This is a genomic window from Thiobacillus thiophilus (assembly GCF_055378705.1).
This window is the reverse complement of sequence record NZ_AP042404.1, coordinates 933,112-948,279: the sequence shown is the minus strand read 5'-3', so window position 1 is coordinate 948,279 and position 15,168 is coordinate 933,112. Positions and strand designations below refer to the sequence as shown.

The following is a 15,168-nucleotide window of genomic DNA, read 5'->3' as shown; positions in this document are numbered from 1 at the left end:
AAAGAATAGATCAATTTTGTGGCAGGCGTTGAAAACGTGAACTGCCATGAGAGGGCAGGCATGCCGGGCGTGGATGGCATCGTGCCGCTGGAAACGGCGGGGCTGCGCTATCTGCAATGGGCGCTGGCGCACCATGGCGGCGACCGCAGGTCGCTGGCCGCGCAACTGGGAATCAGCGAACGGACGCTCTACCGGAAGCTGGCCGTCCACGAGTCTGCCCAGCCAGTCACGTGTCCCTCTGTACAGCCGTCCCGCACCGTGGCGAGACGTCGAAGCAGGATGCGCTGGAGAATTCCGGCCGAACAGTCAGTACTTGGCGCCCAGATCGATCCAGGCGCCAATGGTGCGTACGTCCTCTTCGGACAGTTCGGCCCCGCCATGCGGCATGCGGATGGACGGATCGAGCTGACTGGCCAGCACCCGGTGCAGGGTGCTGCTTAAACTGGAGCCCGGACGCACCACCGGGTTGAGCCTGGCGCCCTTCATCAGCGCGTCATAGCTGTCGAGACGCAGGCCAGACTGTTCATATCCCGGCTTGCCGGGCACATGGCACGCTACGCAATGCGTATCGAGGATCGGTTTGATGCGGGTCCGATACGTCAGCGGCCGGTCATCGCTGCAGCCCGCTTGCAATACGGCAGCAAGGATGGCGAAAGCGGAAAGTGCAGTGCGTTTCATGGGCGGCTCCTGCGCAAAACCAACGGGTAAGGATTCACGACACTGGCCGGGTGGACCGCATGCGCCAGCGACCCATTCATGACGCCGCTGGCGCGGAGAACGCGCAAGCTTAGTCCAGCAGCTGGTCCAGCACGAACGGCAGGATGCCACCCTTGTCGTAATACTCGACCTCGATCGGGGTGTCGATGCGCAGCGTGAGCGCGACGCGTTCAATATTGCCATTGGCGCGGTGGATCGCCAGCGTGACGTCCTGTTGCGGCGCGATGCCGGCTTCGGCGCCTTCGAGGTCGAAGGCCTCGCTGCCGTCGAGCTTGAGCGTTGCGGCATCGACGCCGTCCTTGAACTGGCAGGGCAGCACCCCCATGCCGGCAAGGTTGGCGCGGTGGATGCGCTCGAAGCTTTTGGCGACGACCGCCTTCACACCGAGCAGGGCCGTGCCCTTGGCGGCCCAGTCGCGGGAAGAGCCGGTACCGTATTCCTCGCCGGCGAAGATCATCAGCGGCGTGCCGTCCGCTTGATACTGCATGGCGGCGTCGTAGATCGGCTTTTCCTCACCGTTCTTCAGGGTGATGCCGCCCTCACTGCCGGGGATCATCAGGTTCTTGATGCGCACGTTGGCGAAGGTGCCGCGCATCATCACCTCGTGGTTGCCGCGGCGTGCGCCGTAGCTGTTGAAGTCGGCTTTCTCCACACCGTGTTCGGCGAGGTAGAGGCCGGCCGGCGAAGTCGGCTTGATGCCGCCGGCGGGGCTGATGTGGTCGGTGGTGACCGAGTCGCCGAAGATCGCCAGCGCGCGCGCACCCTTGATGGGGGCACCCTTTCCCTCGCTTGCGGGGGCGGGGAGGAAGAACGGCGGCTGCTGGATGTAGGTCGATTTCTCGTCCCATTCATACACCGCCCCGGTCGGCGCTCTCACGCCGTCCCACAGCGGGTTGTCGGCGCCGACGTCGGCGTAGCGCTTGTAGGCGCCGGCGTCGGTGGAGTGGTGCAGCAGCGCTGCGATCTCCTCATTGTCCGGCCAGATGTCCTTCAGGTAAACCGGGCCGTCCTTGCCGGCGCCTATGGGCTCCTTGTCGACGTTGAACGGCACCCGCCCGGCCAGCGCAAACGCCACCACCAGCGGCGGCGACATGAGGAAGTTGGCCTTGACGTTCTGGTGCACGCGCGCCTCGAAGTTGCGGTTTCCGGAGAGCACCGAACAGGCGACGAGGTCGTTGTCGAGCACGGTTTTCTCGATGGCTTCCGGCAGCGGACCCGAGTTGCCGATGCAGGTGGTGCAGCCGTAGCCGACCACGCCGAAACCCAGCTGTTCGAGGTAGGGCAAGAGGCCGGCGGTTTTCAGGTATTCGGTCACCGCGCGCGAGCCGGGCCCCATGCTGGTTTTGACGTGGGACGGGGTATAGAGGCCGAGTTCGACTGCCTTTTTCGCCAGCAGACCGGCGGCGATCATCACGCCGGGGTTGGAGGTGTTGGTGCACGAGGTGATGGCCGCGATGACCACGCTGCCGTGGCGCAGCTCGCCGCCGCCCTCGACCGTGTAGGTGCGGCGCAGATCCTCGACGGTCTTGCCGTAGCCGCCTTCCGCCTTGGGTTTCTGCATCAGCGTGTCGAAGGTGGTTTCGATCGCGGACAGCGCGATGCGGTCCTGCGGCCGCTTGGGGCCGGCGACCGAGGGTTCGACGGTCGAGAGGTCGAAGCTGAGCGTCTGCGAATAGTCGATGTCGCCCGCCTGGGGGATGCCGAACAGGCCTTGCGCCTGGTAGTAGGCGCGGATCAGGTCGACCTGCGCGGCTTTGCGGCCGGTGGCGGCGAAGTACTGGCAGGTGGCTTCGTCGGTCGGGAAAAAGCCCATGGTCGCGCCATATTCGGGCGCCATGTTGGCGATGGTCGCGCGGTCGGTCACCGGCAGCGCGGCGGCGCCTTCGCCGAAGAACTCGACGAACTTGCCGACCACCTTGGCGCGACGCAGCATCTCGGTGATGGTCAGTACCACGTCGGTGGCGGTGACGCCCGGCTTCACGCAGCCGGTGAGGTTGACGCCGACCACGTCCGGGGTGAGGAAATACACCGGCTGGCCCAGCATCGCCGCTTCCGCCTCGATGCCGCCGACGCCCCAGGCGACCACGCCGAGGCCGTTGATCATGGTGGTGTGGCTGTCGGTTCCGACCAGTGTGTCCGGATAGACCATGCCGTCCTTTTCCATCACGCCGCGCGCCAGATATTCCATGTTCACCTGGTGCACGATGCCGACGCCGGGCGGCACCACCTTGAAGGTGTCGAAGGCCTGCATACCCCATTTGAGGAACTGGTAGCGTTCCTGATTGCGCTCGAATTCGATTTTCATGTTGAGATCGAGCGCGTCGGGGGTGCCGAACTTGTCGACCTGGATGGAGTGGTCGACCACCATGTCGACTGGCACCAGCGGCTCGATCTTCTGCGGGTCGTGGCCCATTCTTTGCGCGGCGGAGCGCATCGCGGCGAGGTCGGCCAACAGCGGCACGCCAGTGAAGTCCTGCAGGATCACCCGCGCCACGGTGAAGGGGATTTCCTCGGTGCGATCGGAATTGGGCTGCCAGTTCGCCAGCTGCCTGACGTGCTCGGGCGTCACTTTGACGCCGTCGCAGTTGCGCAGGACCGATTCCAGCACGATGCGGATCGACACCGGCAGCCGCGCCACCGACACACCCAGCGCGGTTTCCAGTTTCTTCAGCGAGGCGAAGTGCGCCTTGCCGGCAGCGGTTGAAATGGAATCGAAGGTGTTGAATGTGTCGGTCATGATGGTTTGATTCGTAAAATGATTGACTGTGAAAAATGGTCGGGAGGCCCGATTTTACCGGAAGCGCAGTGCCTGTTAACGGCCGGATATTCGCTTACAAGCGTATGCCCAACATGCCCAGCAGCTTGATCGTGCCCAGATAGGCCAGTGCCGTGGCGGCGCTGGAGGCGGCCAGGCTGAACCAGAAGCCGAGGCCATTGCGCAGCAGAAACGGCAGCAGCACAAATAGCAGCAGCGAGGGCAGCACCAGCCAGAATATGCCACTGGAGAGCGCGGCAACCTTCTGCACGTCGCCGGTGTCGAGATAGAGCCAGACAAACGCGAGCAGCGAGACGAGCGGCAGCGAAGCCAGGGCCGCTGCCCAGAATGTGCTGCGCTTGGCCACTTCGGCAACGATGACGAGGATCAGCGCGGACAGGCCGATCTTGAGTGCGTATTGCCCCATGGCGGCGGAGTCAGCTTTCGCGGCGCATCTGCGGGTTCATTTAACTTTCCCGCCTCATTTGCGGGAAGAGGATGACGTCGCGGATGCTGGGCGAATCGGTCAGCAGCATCACCAGACGGTCGATACCGATGCCGCAGCCGCCGGTGGGCGGCAGGCCGTGTTCCAGCGCGCGGATGAAGTCGGCGTCGTAGTGCATCGCCTCTTCGTCGCCAGCTTCCTTCTGCCGCACCTGTTCCATGAAACGCTCGGCCTGGTCCTCGGCGTCGTTCAGCTCGGAGAAGCCGTTGGCCATCTCGCGGCCGGTGATGAACAGCTCGAAGCGTTCGGTGATGTCGGGATGCAAGTCGGAGCGGCGCGCCAGCGGCGAGACCTCGGCCGGGTAGTCGATGATGAAGGTCGGCTGGATCAGGAGCGCTTCGGTGGTTTCCTCGAAGAAGGAAAGCTGCAGGCCGCCGAGCCCGTCCTGCGGGCGGTACTTTGCCTTCATCGCGACGAACTGGCCGATCAGCCAGTCGCGGTCGTTCAGCTGTTCGACGGTGTAGTGCGGGTTGTACTTGCGGATCGCGTCGACGATGGTGAGGCGGGCGAACGGCGTGCCGAGCTCGATGGTGTGGCCCTGATAATTCACCGTGGTCGAGCCGGTGGCGGCAAGCGCAGTGGCACGGATCAAGGATTCGGTGAAATCCATCAGGTAGCGGTATTCGCGGTAGGCCTCGTAGAACTCCATCATGGTGAACTCGGGGTTGTGTCGGGTGCTCAAGCCTTCGTTGCGGAAGTTGCGGTTGATCTCGAACACCTTTTCGAAGCCGCCGACCACCAGCCGCTTGAGATACAGCTCGGGCGCGATGCGCAGGAACAGCTCCATGTCGAGCGCGTTGTGATGCGTGGCAAAAGGTTTCGCGGCGGCGCCGCCCGGGATGGGATGCATCATCGGCGTCTCGACTTCGAGAAAGTCACGCTCGACCATGAAGCTGCGGATCGCCTGGATGACTTTCGAGCGGCGCTTGAAGGTCTCGCGCGCATCGTCGTTGGTGATGAGGTCGAGGTAGCGCTGGCGGTATTTCTGCTCCTGGTCGGCAAGACCATGGAATTTTTCCGGCAGCGGGCGCAGCGCCTTCGACAGCAGGCGGATCGACTTCGCCTGGATGGTCAGCTCGCCCTTGTTGGTCTTGAACAGGGTGCCGGTGACGCCGATGAAATCACCCAGGTCCCAGTGCTTGAAGGCGTCATGCGATTCGGTTCCGGTGAGATCGTTCGAGATGTAGACCTGGATACGCCCGCTCATGTCCTGCAGGGTGGCGAAACTGGCTTTGCCCATCACCCGCTTCAGCATCATGCGTCCGGCCAGTTGCACCTCGATCGCCTCGGCTTCGAGTGTTTCTTTGGATTTATCGCCGTGGGCGGCGGCCAGCTTGCCGGCGTAGTCGCGGCGCTCGAAGTCGTTGGGAAAGGCGATGCCCTGCTGGCGAATCGAAGCGAGCTTGGCGCGGCGCTCGGCAATGATCTGGTTTTCGTCGAGGACGGGTGCGGCGGAGGTGGTTTCGTTCATGGTAGGCAAGGTCATACAAAAAAAGTGTCTGCTACGAGATTGAGTTGGTTTGCCGCATCCGCCATCACGCGGTCGGCGGTGGCGAGGCGGGCAACGCCGGCATTGCGTGCGGCGGTCAGATGGATGGCGTCGAGCGTGCGCAGGGGCACCGGCTTGACGCTGTCGAGCACGCGCAATGCGTCGATCAGCAAGGTGTCGTCGAACGGCATGATGCGAAAATAGCTCTCGGCCAGGTGGCGGGTGAACTCGGTGCGGGCAAGGTTCAGGTAATCGTCGGTGATCTGCCCCGTGCGCAGCCGACGCGCCATGGCGCAATGCCATTCCAGCATGCTGAGCCGGCTGATGACGAGTCCATCGACCTCCGCGACGAGCCGCTCCACTTCGGTGGAAAACGCCTCGGCCACGTAAAGCTTGATGAGCGCGCTGGTGTCGAGATAAACCTCAGTCACGCGCGTCCCGATCTTCGCGGATCAACACCTCGCTGGGGATCTCCTGATACGGTGACTGGTCACGCAGCCATTTAAGTGACGGCAGCTTGCGCGCAGGTGCGGCAGGCGTGACGGGCAGAATCCGCGCCACCGGCTCGCCGCGGCACACCACCAGCACCTCGTCGCTGTCGGCGAACATCTGGTCGGGGTGCGACAGGCCCTCGCGGGCTTCGCGGATGGTCATGGTTTTCATGGAACGCTCCAGGCGCAAAACGTGACACAATTATAGCTGATGTGACACACTGATTTTCCAGCCGGAAAACCAGATTCAACCCAGTCCGCCCAAGATTTTTACCCGCATGCCGCCTGATTCCGCCCTCGATCTGCTCAACCGTGTTTTCGGCTACCCCGCGTTCCGCGGCGAGCAGGCCGCCATCGTCGACACCGTCGCCGCGGGCGGCGATGCGCTGGTGCTGATGCCCACCGGCGGCGGCAAGTCGCTGTGCTTCCAGATTCCCGCGCTGCTGCGCGAGGGCTGCGCGGTGGTGGTGTCGCCGCTGATCGCGCTGATGCAGGACCAGGTCGCAGCGCTGAAAGAACTGGGCATCGCAGCCGAGTTCCTGAATTCGAGCCTGGATGGCGCGGCGGCGATGCGGGTCGAGCGCGAATTCGTTTCCGGGCAGCTCAAGCTCTTGTACGTCGCCCCGGAACGCCTGCTCACGCCGCGTTTCCAATCCCTGCTCGAACAGGCGCGCGTCGCGCTGTTCGCAATCGACGAAGCGCACTGCGTTTCGCAATGGGGGCACGATTTCCGCCCGGAATATCTCGGCCTGTCGGCGCTGCACGAACGCTTTCCAAAGGTGCCCCGCATCGCGCTGACCGCCACAGCCGATGCCGCCACCCGCGCCGAAATCCTCACCCGGCTCGATCTCGGCGCCGCTCGGGTGTTCGTCGCCAGCTTCGACCGCCCTAACATCCGCTATCGTATTTCTGAAAAATCCGAGCCGCGCCGCCAGTTGCTGGATTTTCTGAATGAGCATAAAGGCGAGGCGGGCATCGTCTACTGCAGCACGCGCAAGAAGGTCGAGGAAACCGCCGACGCGCTCAAGCAGGCCGGCCTTACCGCATTGCCCTACCACGGCGGCATGGACAACGAAACGCGCCGCCGCCACCAGGAAAAATTCCTGCGCGAGGACGGCGTCGTCATGGTCGCCACCCTCGCGTTCGGCATGGGCATCGACAAGCCCGACGTGCGCTTCGTCGCCCACCTCGATCTGCCGAAATCGGTTGAAGGCTACTACCAGGAAACCGGCCGCGCCGGGCGTGACGGCGAGCCTGCCGAGGCGTGGATGGCGTGGGGCCTGCAGGACGTCGTCACCCAGCGCCGCTTCATTGACGAGGGTGACGCCGAAGACGCGCACAAGCGTGTCGGCCACGCCAAGCTCGACGCCCTGGTCGGACTCGCCGAAGCGGCCAGCTGTCGCCGCGTTGCGCTGCTGAACTACTTCGGCGAGGCCAGCCAGGCTTGCGGCAACTGCGACGTCTGCCTCAATCCGCCCACGCTGTGGGACGGCACCGAAGCCGCGCAGAAACTTTTGAGCGCGGTCTACCGCACCGGCCAGCGCTTCGGCGCCGGGCATGTGCTCGATGTGTTGCTGGGGAAGAAAACCGAAAAGGTCGACAAATTCGGCCACACTGAGCTGAGCGTGTTCGGCATCGGCACCGCACACACCGACAAGGTCTGGCGCGCGGTACTGCGGCAACTGGTCGTGCGCGGCCTGATGGAAGTCGATCATACTGCCTTTGGCGCATTGAAGCTCACCGCCGCCGCGCGACCGGTATTGAAAGGCGAGGAACAGGTCTGGCTGCGCGCCATCGAGGTGCGTACCAAGCAACGCAAATCCCGCCTCGCCTCCAGTTCCGGCGCGGGCTACCACGACGACGAAGATCCGCTCTTCATTGCCCTGCGTACCTGGAGACGTGAAACTGCTAACGAAAAAGGCATCCCCGCCTACGTCATCCTGCACGACGCCACCCTGCGCGAGATTGCCGCACGCAAGCCAGCCACACTTGCGGCGCTGGGCGAGATATCGGGGTTGGGGGCGAAGAAGCTGGAGGCGTACGGCGAGGCGGTGCTGGGGGTAGTGGCGGAGGGTTAACCGGAACTTGTTCGGTAGTTGCCCTTGTTGGCATAAATAACAGTTTGCGGGGCATGATAATCGACTCTGGCTGGCTGCAACCGGCCAGGAGCCGTCATTCGGGTTGGCTCACCTATCCGTCCGGAGTTCGGCCAGAGCCGCCGTTGGCGTACTGCGCCTGTCAGGTCAGCTAAGCAACCGCACACCGGTCATTAACTAGAAATGCCGATGAATGACCAACTCCAGCGAATGCGTATGATCGAATTCTTGATGAATACGCTGGAACCTGTAGTATCCGACCCATGCGTCGCTTCATCGCCCTGATCATCATGCTCATCGTACCGCTCCAGTTCGCCTGGGCAGCCGCAGCCGGCCTGTATGGGTACGTTGGGGAGGATGCCGTGGGCGCGCATGTCCAAGACCATGACCATCACGATGGCGGGCACGCCAGCCATGACCTCGCCGCGCTCGGCAATACCGACGGCGAGCAACACAATGAAGACGGCCATCACGGCAACCACTGCCATCACGTGTTTTCCTTCATCTTTTATCAGCCCGGCCCGGTTCTCGGGCTGGAACTGAGCGGTGGTCCGGTTCAGCATGCACCCGCCGCCTTCCTCAGCCGCACCCCCCCCTTACTCGACCGTCCCCCTCTAGCGTCCGCCTGAACCGGCGAACGTTTGCTTCAACGCGGCTTCAAACCGCGTTCCGCTGTCGCGCGCCGGTGATCTTCGTTCTGATATTTATTCACGAGGAAAAACCATGCGACTCTCGTTATCTGTATTCCTGCTCGCGCTGCCATTGGTGGCGTGGGCACAAACCCCGCTCACCGGCCCGGGACCAAGTTCGCCGCGTGCCAGCGAATCGGTTGCCCCGCTTACCCTGAATGCGGCACTTGAACTGGCGCTTGGCGCCAACCCTGATTTGTCAGCGGCGGGCCGTGAGTTGGAGGCGCTCGACGCCACCATCACCCAGGCACAAGCCCGGCCCAATCCGGAACTTTCGGCCTTGATCGAGGACACGCGCCGGGAGACGCGGACCACGACCCTGCAGTTGAATCAACCGATCGAACTGGGCGGCAAGCGTGGCGCCAGGATCGAAGCTGCTGAGCGCGGCCGCGATGCTGCCTCCCTGGAGTTGGATGCCAAACGTGCCGAGATTCGTGCGGCGGGGACGGCGGCATTCTTTGACGTGCTGGTTGCGCAGGAACGTCTGCGGCTTGCCCAGGCGTCGGTCGAACTTGCGCAACGCGCGACCGGTGCCGCCTCGCGGCGAGTCACAGCTGGCAAGGTGTCCCCGGTCGAAGAGACCAGGGCGAGCGTGGCCGAGGCCGCCGTGCGCGTTGAACAGGCGCAGGCAGCAAGCGAGGTCACGACCGCACGCCGCCGACTGGCTGCCACTTGGGGCAATTCGTCACCGCGTTTCGAGTACGCCGAAGGCGACCCCGAATCCCTGCCACCGCTCCCCGCCCTAGCCGACCTGAACATGCGCCTCGCCACCTCGCCTAATTTGCTGAGGGCCAGGATCGAGGTCGAGCGCCGGCAAGCGCTGGCGGAGGTCGAGCGAAGCCGGCGCATCCCGGACTTGACCGTCAGCCTTGGCGCCAAGCGCAACGAAGAGTTGGGGCGCGATCAGGCAATCCTCGGCGTTTCGATTCCGATTCCGGTTTTCAATCGAAATCAGGGCAACCTGCTTGAAGCGCTACACAGGACCGACAAGGCGCGCGACGAACTGGCCGCCGCCGGAACCCGTCTATCCAATGAACTGGCTGCTGCGCATGAACGCCTGAATACGGCACGTCAGGAGGTGGCGTTGCTGCAGCGGGACATTTTGCCGGGAGCACAGAGCGCCTACGACGCCGCAACCAAGGGCTTCGAACTGGGCAAATTCAGTTTCCTCGAAGTGCTGGACGCCCAGCGCACTTCATTCCAGGCCAAATCCCAATATCTACGCGCGCTGGCCGAGGCGCATCGATCCGCCGCCGAAATCGAGCGCATTCTCGGCGTGGCATCGACCCAGGCGCCAGCCGCCACTCAGCAGTAGGAGCCCACATGAAACTCAATCTGAACAAGAAACAGACTCTATCCATTGCCGCCGTCCTGGGGATCGGCGTCGTGCTGGCCGGACTGATTCTCGGCACGGGCAAGCCTCAGCCCGCAGGCGACGAGCAAGGGCAAGACAGTCATGCCGAAGCGCCGGGTCACGCCGACGAAGAACCGCACGCGGCAGAAGCCGGGCCGGCCAAGGGGCCACACGGCGGCAAGCTGTTCAACGATAACGGCTACGGGCTGGAGGTGACCATTTTCGAACAGGGCGTGCCGCCGGAATTTCGCGTCTACCTCTACCGCGACGGCAAGCCTGTCGATCCGTCGTCAAGCCAGGTTGCCATTACGCTGCATCGCCTCGGGCGCGAACCGCAAGCCATCCAGTTTGCCAAGGTAGGCGATTACCTCAGGGGCGACGCCGAAGTGGTCGAGCCGCATTCGTTCAAGGTGGAGATCGCCGCGCAATCTGGCGGCAAGGCGTACCGCTTCGGCTACGACCAGATTGAAGCGCGGGTGAGCCTGAGCGATGCGCAGCTCAAACAAAACGGCGTGAACCTGCTGACTGCGGGCCCGGCACGGATCAATGCCGTGCTGCAACTGATCGGCGAGATTCGCCTGAACGAAGACCGCATGGTGCATGTGGTGCCTTTGCTGACCGGGGTGGTGGTAGCTTCGCCGGCCAATGCCGGCGACCGGGTGAAAAAAGGTCAATTGCTGGCGGTGATTTCCAGCCAGGCGCTGGCCGACCAGCGCAGCGAACTGCTAGCGGCGCAAAAACGCCTCGCGCTGACGCGCACGACGTTTGAACGTGAGAAGCAGTTGTGGGCGGAAAAAATCTCCGCCGAGCAGGATTACCTGGAAGCGAAGCATGCCATGCAGGAAGCTGAAATCGCCGTGCAGAACGCGCGTCAGAAACTGGCGTCGCTGGGTGGCGCGGGACAACCGGGTAGCGCGCTGACGCGCTACGAAATCCGCGCGCCGATCGACGGCGTGGTGGTCGAAAAACATCTCTCGCTGGGCGAAGCCGTGCAGGGTGACGCGAAAATTTTCGTCATCGCCGACTTGTCCACGGTGTGGGTGGACATGACGGTCGCGGCCAAGGACCTCGGTGCAGTCAAAACCGGCCAGAAGGCGGACATCCAGGCCACCGCGTTTGCAGCGCAGGGCAGCGGCACGATTTCCTATGTCGGCGCGCTGGTCGGCGAAGCGACGCGCGCGGCCACTGCGCGGGTAGTGTTGCCTAACCCGGACGGGGTCTGGCGTCCAGGTTTGCAGGTCAAAGTGCAGCTGGTCACCGGCTCGGTCGAGGTGCCGGTCGCGGTGGCCGCCGAAGCCATTCAGAGCCTACGCGACCGGACGGTGGTGTTCGGACGCTACGGCAACGAGCTGGAAGCGCGCCCGCTGGAACTCGGGCGCAGCGACGGCAAGTTCATCGAGGTCGTTAGCGGGCTGAATGCGAGCGAAGTGTATGCCGCGACGAACAGCTTTCTGATCAAGGCCGATCTGGAAAAATCCGGCGCGAGCCACGACCACTAGGAGACCCCAATGAAACAGATCATCGCTATCGTGCAGCCGCATCGTCTGGACAGCATTGAAGAGGCGCTGCATGGCCTCGCTCATTTGTCCGGCTTTACCTACTTTCCGGCACGCGGCCATTCCCGTGGACAGGGGCCGCACCACGCCTTTGTACCCACCGAGTGGAACCCGGACGCCCACGAGCGGCTAGTGCTACTGATGTTTTGCGCGGATGAACACGCGCAGATGATGGTAGAAGCCATCCGCGCAGCGGCCATCACGGGCAATCCCGGCGACGGTTTGATTGCTGTTTCTGAACTTGCAGACGTGCTGCGCATTCGCTCCGGCGAACGCGGCGACGCGGCGCTTTAGGAAAAACCTTCATCATGTTTGAAAAAATCATCCGTTTCGCCATCGACCAGCGCTGGCTGGTTCTGCTGATGACGCTGGGCATGGCGGCGCTCGGCGTGTACAACTACCAGCAGCTGCCGATCGATGCCGTGCCTGATATCACCAACGTGCAGGTACAGATCAACACCGCCGCCCCCGGTTATTCCCCGCTCGAATCCGAGCAGCGCATTACCTTTCCGATCGAAATCGTCATGGCCGGGCTGCCCGGCCTGGAACAGACGCGCTCGCTGTCGCGTTATGGCCTGTCGCAAGTGACGGTTATTTTTGAGGAAGGCACCGACATCTACTTTGCGCGGCAACTCGTCAATGAACGCATCGGCCAGGCGCGCGCGCAATTGCCCGCCGGACTCGCCCCGGAAATGGGGCCGATTTCGACCGGCCTGGGCGAGATTTTCATGTGGACGGTCGAGGCCAAACCGGGTGCGAAAAAAGCCGACGGCAGCGCCTATACGCCGACCGACCTGCGCGAGATCCAGGACTGGATCATCAAGCCGCAATTGCGCAACGTGCCGGGGGTGACCGAGATCAACAGCATCGGCGGCTATGCCAAGACGTTTCAGGTTGCGCCGCTGCCCGACAAGTTGATGGCCTACGGCCTGACACTGCATGATCTGGTTACCGCCATCGAGCGCAACAACGGCAACACCGGCGCAGGCTACATCGAAAAAAGCGGTGAGCAATACCTGATCCGCGCGCCTGGCCAGGTCGCCAATCTGACCGACATCGGCAACATCATCGTCAGCAGCCGGGAAGGCGTTCCGATTCGCATCGGCGACGTGGCCGAAGTCGGCATGGGCAAGGAGCTACGCACCGGCGCCGCGACCGAGAACGGGCGCGAAGTCGTGCTTGGCACGGTGTTCATGCTGGTCGGAGAAAACAGCCGCACCGTATCGCAGGCGGTGGCCAAGCGGCTGGAAGAAGTCAACCGCACCCTGCCTGCCGGGGTGGTCGCGCAGACGGTGTACGACCGTACCATCCTGGTCGATAAGGCGATCGACACGGTCAAGAAAAACCTGCTCGAAGGCGCGCTGCTGGTAATCGCGGTGCTGTTCCTGTTCCTGGGCAACATCCGCGCCGCTATCATTACCGCCATGGTCATCCCGCTGGCGATGCTGTTCACGTTTACCGGCATGGTCAGCAACAAGGTCAGCGCCAACCTGATGAGCCTGGGCGCACTCGACTTCGGCATCATCATCGACGGCGCGGTGGTAATCGTCGAGAACTGCGTGCGCCGACTGGCACACGCACAAGCTGCGGCGGGGCGAACCCTGACCCGCAACGAGCGCTTTCACGAAGTGTTCCTGGCGTCGCGCGAAGCGCGGCGGCCGCTGCTGTTCGGCCAGCTCATCATCATGGTCGTCTACCTGCCGATCTTCGCGCTCACCGGCGTCGAGGGCAAGATGTTCCACCCAATGGCGTTCACCGTGGTCGCGGCCCTGCTCGGCGCGATGATCCTGTCGGTGACGTTCATCCCGGCCGCCGCCGCGCTGCTGATCGGCAAACAAGTCAGCGAAAAGGAAAACCGCCTGATGGGCTGGGCGCGGCGAGGCTATGCGCCAATGCTCGATTTTTCGCTGAAGAACGCGCCGCTGGTGCTGAGTTTCGCGGGCGTCGCGGTGGTGTTGTCGGCACTGCTGCTCACGCGCATGGGCAGCGAATTCGTGCCCAGCCTCAACGAGGGCGACATCGCGCTGCACGCCTTGCGCATCCCCGGCACCAGTCTGTCGCAGGCAGTCGAGATGCAGACCGAACTCGAACGTACGATCATGCAGTTTCCCGAAGTCGAGCGGATTTTCGCCAAGCTTGGCACGGCGGAAATTGCCACCGACCCGATGCCACCCAACGTCGCGGATAACTTCATCATGCTCAAACCGCAGTCGGAGTGGCCAGATCCCACGCGCAGCAAGGCCGACCTGGTGCAGGCGATGCGGGAGGCGACCGCCAGGGTGCCCGGCAACAACTACGAGTACACCCAGCCGATCCAGATGCGCTTCAATGAACTGCTGTCGGGCGTGAGGAGCGACGTGGCGGTCAAGGTGTTCGGCGACGACATGGACACCATGAACGCCAGAGCCGAAGCGATATCCCGCGTGCTCGAAAGCGTGCCGGGCGCAGCCGACGTCAAGGTCGAGCAGACCACCGGGCTGCCGATGCTGACGATCCAGATCGACCGCGAAAAAACCGCCCGCCTCGGCATCAATGTCGGCGACGTACAGGATGCAGTATCGATCGCGCTCGGCGGGCGCGAAGCTGGCATGCTGTTCGAGGGCGATCGGCGCTTCGACATCATCGTCCGTCTGCCCGAGCGCCTGCGCAACGATTTGGCGGCGATGCAGCAGTTGCCGATCCCCCTGCCATCCACAGCGGACAATGCGCAAGCCAACTTCGTGCGGCTGGGCGAGGTGGCGAACATCAACGTTGCCCCCGGCCCCAACCAGATCAGCCGCGAAGACGGCAAGCGTCGGGTGGTCGTCACCGCCAACGTCCGCGGGCGCGACATCGGCTCGTTCGTCAGCGAAGCCACGCAGAGAATCCAGACCGACGCGCCGGTTCCCGCCGGCTACTGGACAACCTGGGGCGGCACCTTCGAGCAACTGCAATCGGCCGCCAAGCGCCTGCAAATCGTCGTCCCGGTCGCGCTGCTGCTGGTGTTCATGCTGCTGTTCGCCATGTTCGGCAACGTCAAGGACGGGCTGCTGGTATTTACCGGCGTGCCGTTCGCACTTACCGGTGGCATCCTCGCGCTGTGGCTGCGCGACATTCCACTGTCGATCTCGGCAGGGGTCGGCTTCATTGCGCTGTCGGGCGTGGCCGTGCTGAACGGCCTGGTGATGATCGCCTACATCCGCAGCCTGCGCGAAGACGGAAAACGGCTCGACGCGGCGATTGTCGATGGCGCACTGACCCGCTTGCGTCCGGTGCTGATGACCGCGCTGGTCGCCTCGCTGGGCTTCATCCCAATGGCCATCGCCACCGGCACCGGCGCCGAAGTGCAGCGCCCGCTTGCTACCGTCGTCATCGGCGGCATCCTGTCTTCTACCGCACTGACGCTGCTGGTTCTGCCGCTCCTGTATCGACTGGCGCACAGGAAAGAGGAAGAGATCGAGGCAAATCCTGTTGATAACAGCAGACTGCAAGCACAACCCGCCTGACCGGAACGCCCCGGCCGACAGGCCGGGACGT

Annotated in this window: 12 protein-coding genes and 1 pseudogene; 6 read left to right on the top strand and 7 right to left on the bottom strand. The window is 63.5% G+C overall.

Translation table 11 applies throughout. The annotated features are described in order from the left end of the window. Nucleotides 1-60 precede the first annotated feature (60 nt). Nucleotides 61-159: pseudogene (locus ACZ41T_RS04560) on the top strand (hypothetical protein); the annotation flags it as partial. 147 nt (nucleotides 160-306) lie between these two features. Here the strand turns inward: ACZ41T_RS04560 and ACZ41T_RS04555 are convergent. The 6 genes from ACZ41T_RS04555 to ACZ41T_RS04530 all read right to left on the bottom strand — a co-directional run bounded on the left by ACZ41T_RS04555 (nucleotide 307) and on the right by ACZ41T_RS04530 (nucleotide 6,129). Then, nucleotides 307-678 (bottom strand): c-type cytochrome domain-containing protein, encoded by a 372-nt coding sequence (locus tag ACZ41T_RS04555; protein ID WP_464923289.1) that lies wholly within the window; start codon nucleotides 676-678, stop codon nucleotides 307-309. 109 nt (nucleotides 679-787) lie between these two features. Then, nucleotides 788-3,454: an aconitate hydratase AcnA gene (acnA, locus tag ACZ41T_RS04550; RefSeq protein ID WP_464923288.1), complete on the bottom strand. Its 2,667-nt coding sequence runs from the start codon at nucleotides 3,452-3,454 to the stop codon at nucleotides 788-790. A gap of 94 nt (nucleotides 3,455-3,548) precedes the next feature. Continuing rightward, a complete protein-coding gene (locus tag ACZ41T_RS04545; RefSeq protein WP_464923287.1) occupies nucleotides 3,549-3,899 on the bottom strand; it encodes a DUF3147 family protein in 351 nt (116 codons plus the stop codon). 40 nt (nucleotides 3,900-3,939) lie between these two features. Beyond that, nucleotides 3,940-5,448, bottom strand: coding sequence for a lysine--tRNA ligase (gene lysS / locus ACZ41T_RS04540; protein WP_464923286.1), 1,509 nt, complete (start codon nucleotides 5,446-5,448; stop codon nucleotides 3,940-3,942). An 11-nt stretch (nucleotides 5,449-5,459) separates the two neighbouring features. Then, nucleotides 5,460-5,897 (bottom strand): type II toxin-antitoxin system VapC family toxin, encoded by a 438-nt coding sequence (locus tag ACZ41T_RS04535; protein WP_464923285.1) that lies wholly within the window; start codon nucleotides 5,895-5,897, stop codon nucleotides 5,460-5,462. Continuing rightward, nucleotides 5,890-6,129, bottom strand: coding sequence for a type II toxin-antitoxin system Phd/YefM family antitoxin (locus ACZ41T_RS04530; protein WP_464923284.1), 240 nt, complete (start codon nucleotides 6,127-6,129; stop codon nucleotides 5,890-5,892). Before ACZ41T_RS04530 ends, ACZ41T_RS04535 begins: the two co-directional genes overlap by 8 nt. Before the next feature lie 106 nt (nucleotides 6,130-6,235). On the opposite strand from ACZ41T_RS04530, the gene recQ reads away from it, so the two are divergent. Further along, on the top strand, nucleotides 6,236-8,035 hold the full coding sequence (gene recQ / locus ACZ41T_RS04525; RefSeq protein WP_464923283.1) for a DNA helicase RecQ: 1,800 nt from the start codon (nucleotides 6,236-6,238) through the stop codon (nucleotides 8,033-8,035). A gap of 191 nt (nucleotides 8,036-8,226) precedes the next feature. Here recQ and ACZ41T_RS04520 read toward each other — a convergent pair whose 3' ends face one another. Next, a complete protein-coding gene (locus ACZ41T_RS04520; protein ID WP_464923282.1) occupies nucleotides 8,227-8,616 on the bottom strand; it encodes a hypothetical protein in 390 nt (129 codons plus the stop codon). Between the two features lie 160 nt (nucleotides 8,617-8,776). Between ACZ41T_RS04520 and ACZ41T_RS04515 the strand changes: the two genes are divergently transcribed. Genes ACZ41T_RS04515 through ACZ41T_RS04500 form a run of 4 tightly spaced genes read left to right on the top strand, consistent with a single transcriptional unit; the run spans nucleotide 8,777 to nucleotide 15,137 of the window. Next, on the top strand, nucleotides 8,777-10,057 hold the full coding sequence (locus ACZ41T_RS04515; protein WP_464923281.1) for a TolC family protein: 1,281 nt from the start codon (nucleotides 8,777-8,779) through the stop codon (nucleotides 10,055-10,057). An 8-nt stretch (nucleotides 10,058-10,065) separates the two neighbouring features. Further along, nucleotides 10,066-11,595 carry an efflux RND transporter periplasmic adaptor subunit gene (locus tag ACZ41T_RS04510; protein WP_464923280.1) on the top strand — a complete coding sequence of 510 codons (1,530 nt, stop codon included), beginning with the start codon at nucleotides 10,066-10,068 and terminating at the stop codon, nucleotides 11,593-11,595. Between the two features lie 9 nt (nucleotides 11,596-11,604). Then, on the top strand, nucleotides 11,605-11,946 hold the full coding sequence (locus tag ACZ41T_RS04505) for a P-II family nitrogen regulator (RefSeq protein WP_464923279.1): 342 nt from the start codon (nucleotides 11,605-11,607) through the stop codon (nucleotides 11,944-11,946). Nucleotides 11,947-11,960: 14 nt separating this feature from the next. Then, on the top strand, nucleotides 11,961-15,137 hold the full coding sequence (locus tag ACZ41T_RS04500) for an efflux RND transporter permease subunit (protein ID WP_464923278.1): 3,177 nt from the start codon (nucleotides 11,961-11,963) through the stop codon (nucleotides 15,135-15,137). The last annotated feature ends 31 nt before the right edge of the window (nucleotides 15,138-15,168 follow it).

Excerpts from the sequence above, each read along its gene's own strand:
- lysS (WP_464923286.1), bottom strand. The coding sequence starts at position 5,448 with ATGAACGAAACCACCTCCGCCGCACCCGTCCTCGACGAAAACCAGATC.
- ACZ41T_RS04520 (WP_464923282.1), bottom strand. The coding sequence starts at position 8,616 with ATGCTGAACCGGACCACCGCTCAGTTCCAGCCCGAGAACCGGGCCGGG.
- ACZ41T_RS04545 (WP_464923287.1), bottom strand. The coding sequence starts at position 3,899 with ATGGGGCAATACGCACTCAAGATCGGCCTGTCCGCGCTGATCCTCGTC.
- ACZ41T_RS04500 (WP_464923278.1), top strand. The coding sequence starts at position 11,961 with ATGTTTGAAAAAATCATCCGTTTCGCCATCGACCAGCGCTGGCTGGTT.
- ACZ41T_RS04530 (WP_464923284.1), bottom strand. The coding sequence starts at position 6,129 with ATGAAAACCATGACCATCCGCGAAGCCCGCGAGGGCCTGTCGCACCCC.
- recQ (WP_464923283.1), top strand. The coding sequence starts at position 6,236 with ATGCCGCCTGATTCCGCCCTCGATCTGCTCAACCGTGTTTTCGGCTAC.
- ACZ41T_RS04555 (WP_464923289.1), bottom strand. The coding sequence starts at position 678 with ATGAAACGCACTGCACTTTCCGCTTTCGCCATCCTTGCTGCCGTATTG.
- ACZ41T_RS04510 (WP_464923280.1), top strand. The coding sequence starts at position 10,066 with ATGAAACTCAATCTGAACAAGAAACAGACTCTATCCATTGCCGCCGTC.
- ACZ41T_RS04505 (WP_464923279.1), top strand. The coding sequence starts at position 11,605 with ATGAAACAGATCATCGCTATCGTGCAGCCGCATCGTCTGGACAGCATT.
- acnA (WP_464923288.1), bottom strand. The coding sequence starts at position 3,454 with ATGACCGACACATTCAACACCTTCGATTCCATTTCAACCGCTGCCGGC.
- ACZ41T_RS04515 (WP_464923281.1), top strand. The coding sequence starts at position 8,777 with ATGCGACTCTCGTTATCTGTATTCCTGCTCGCGCTGCCATTGGTGGCG.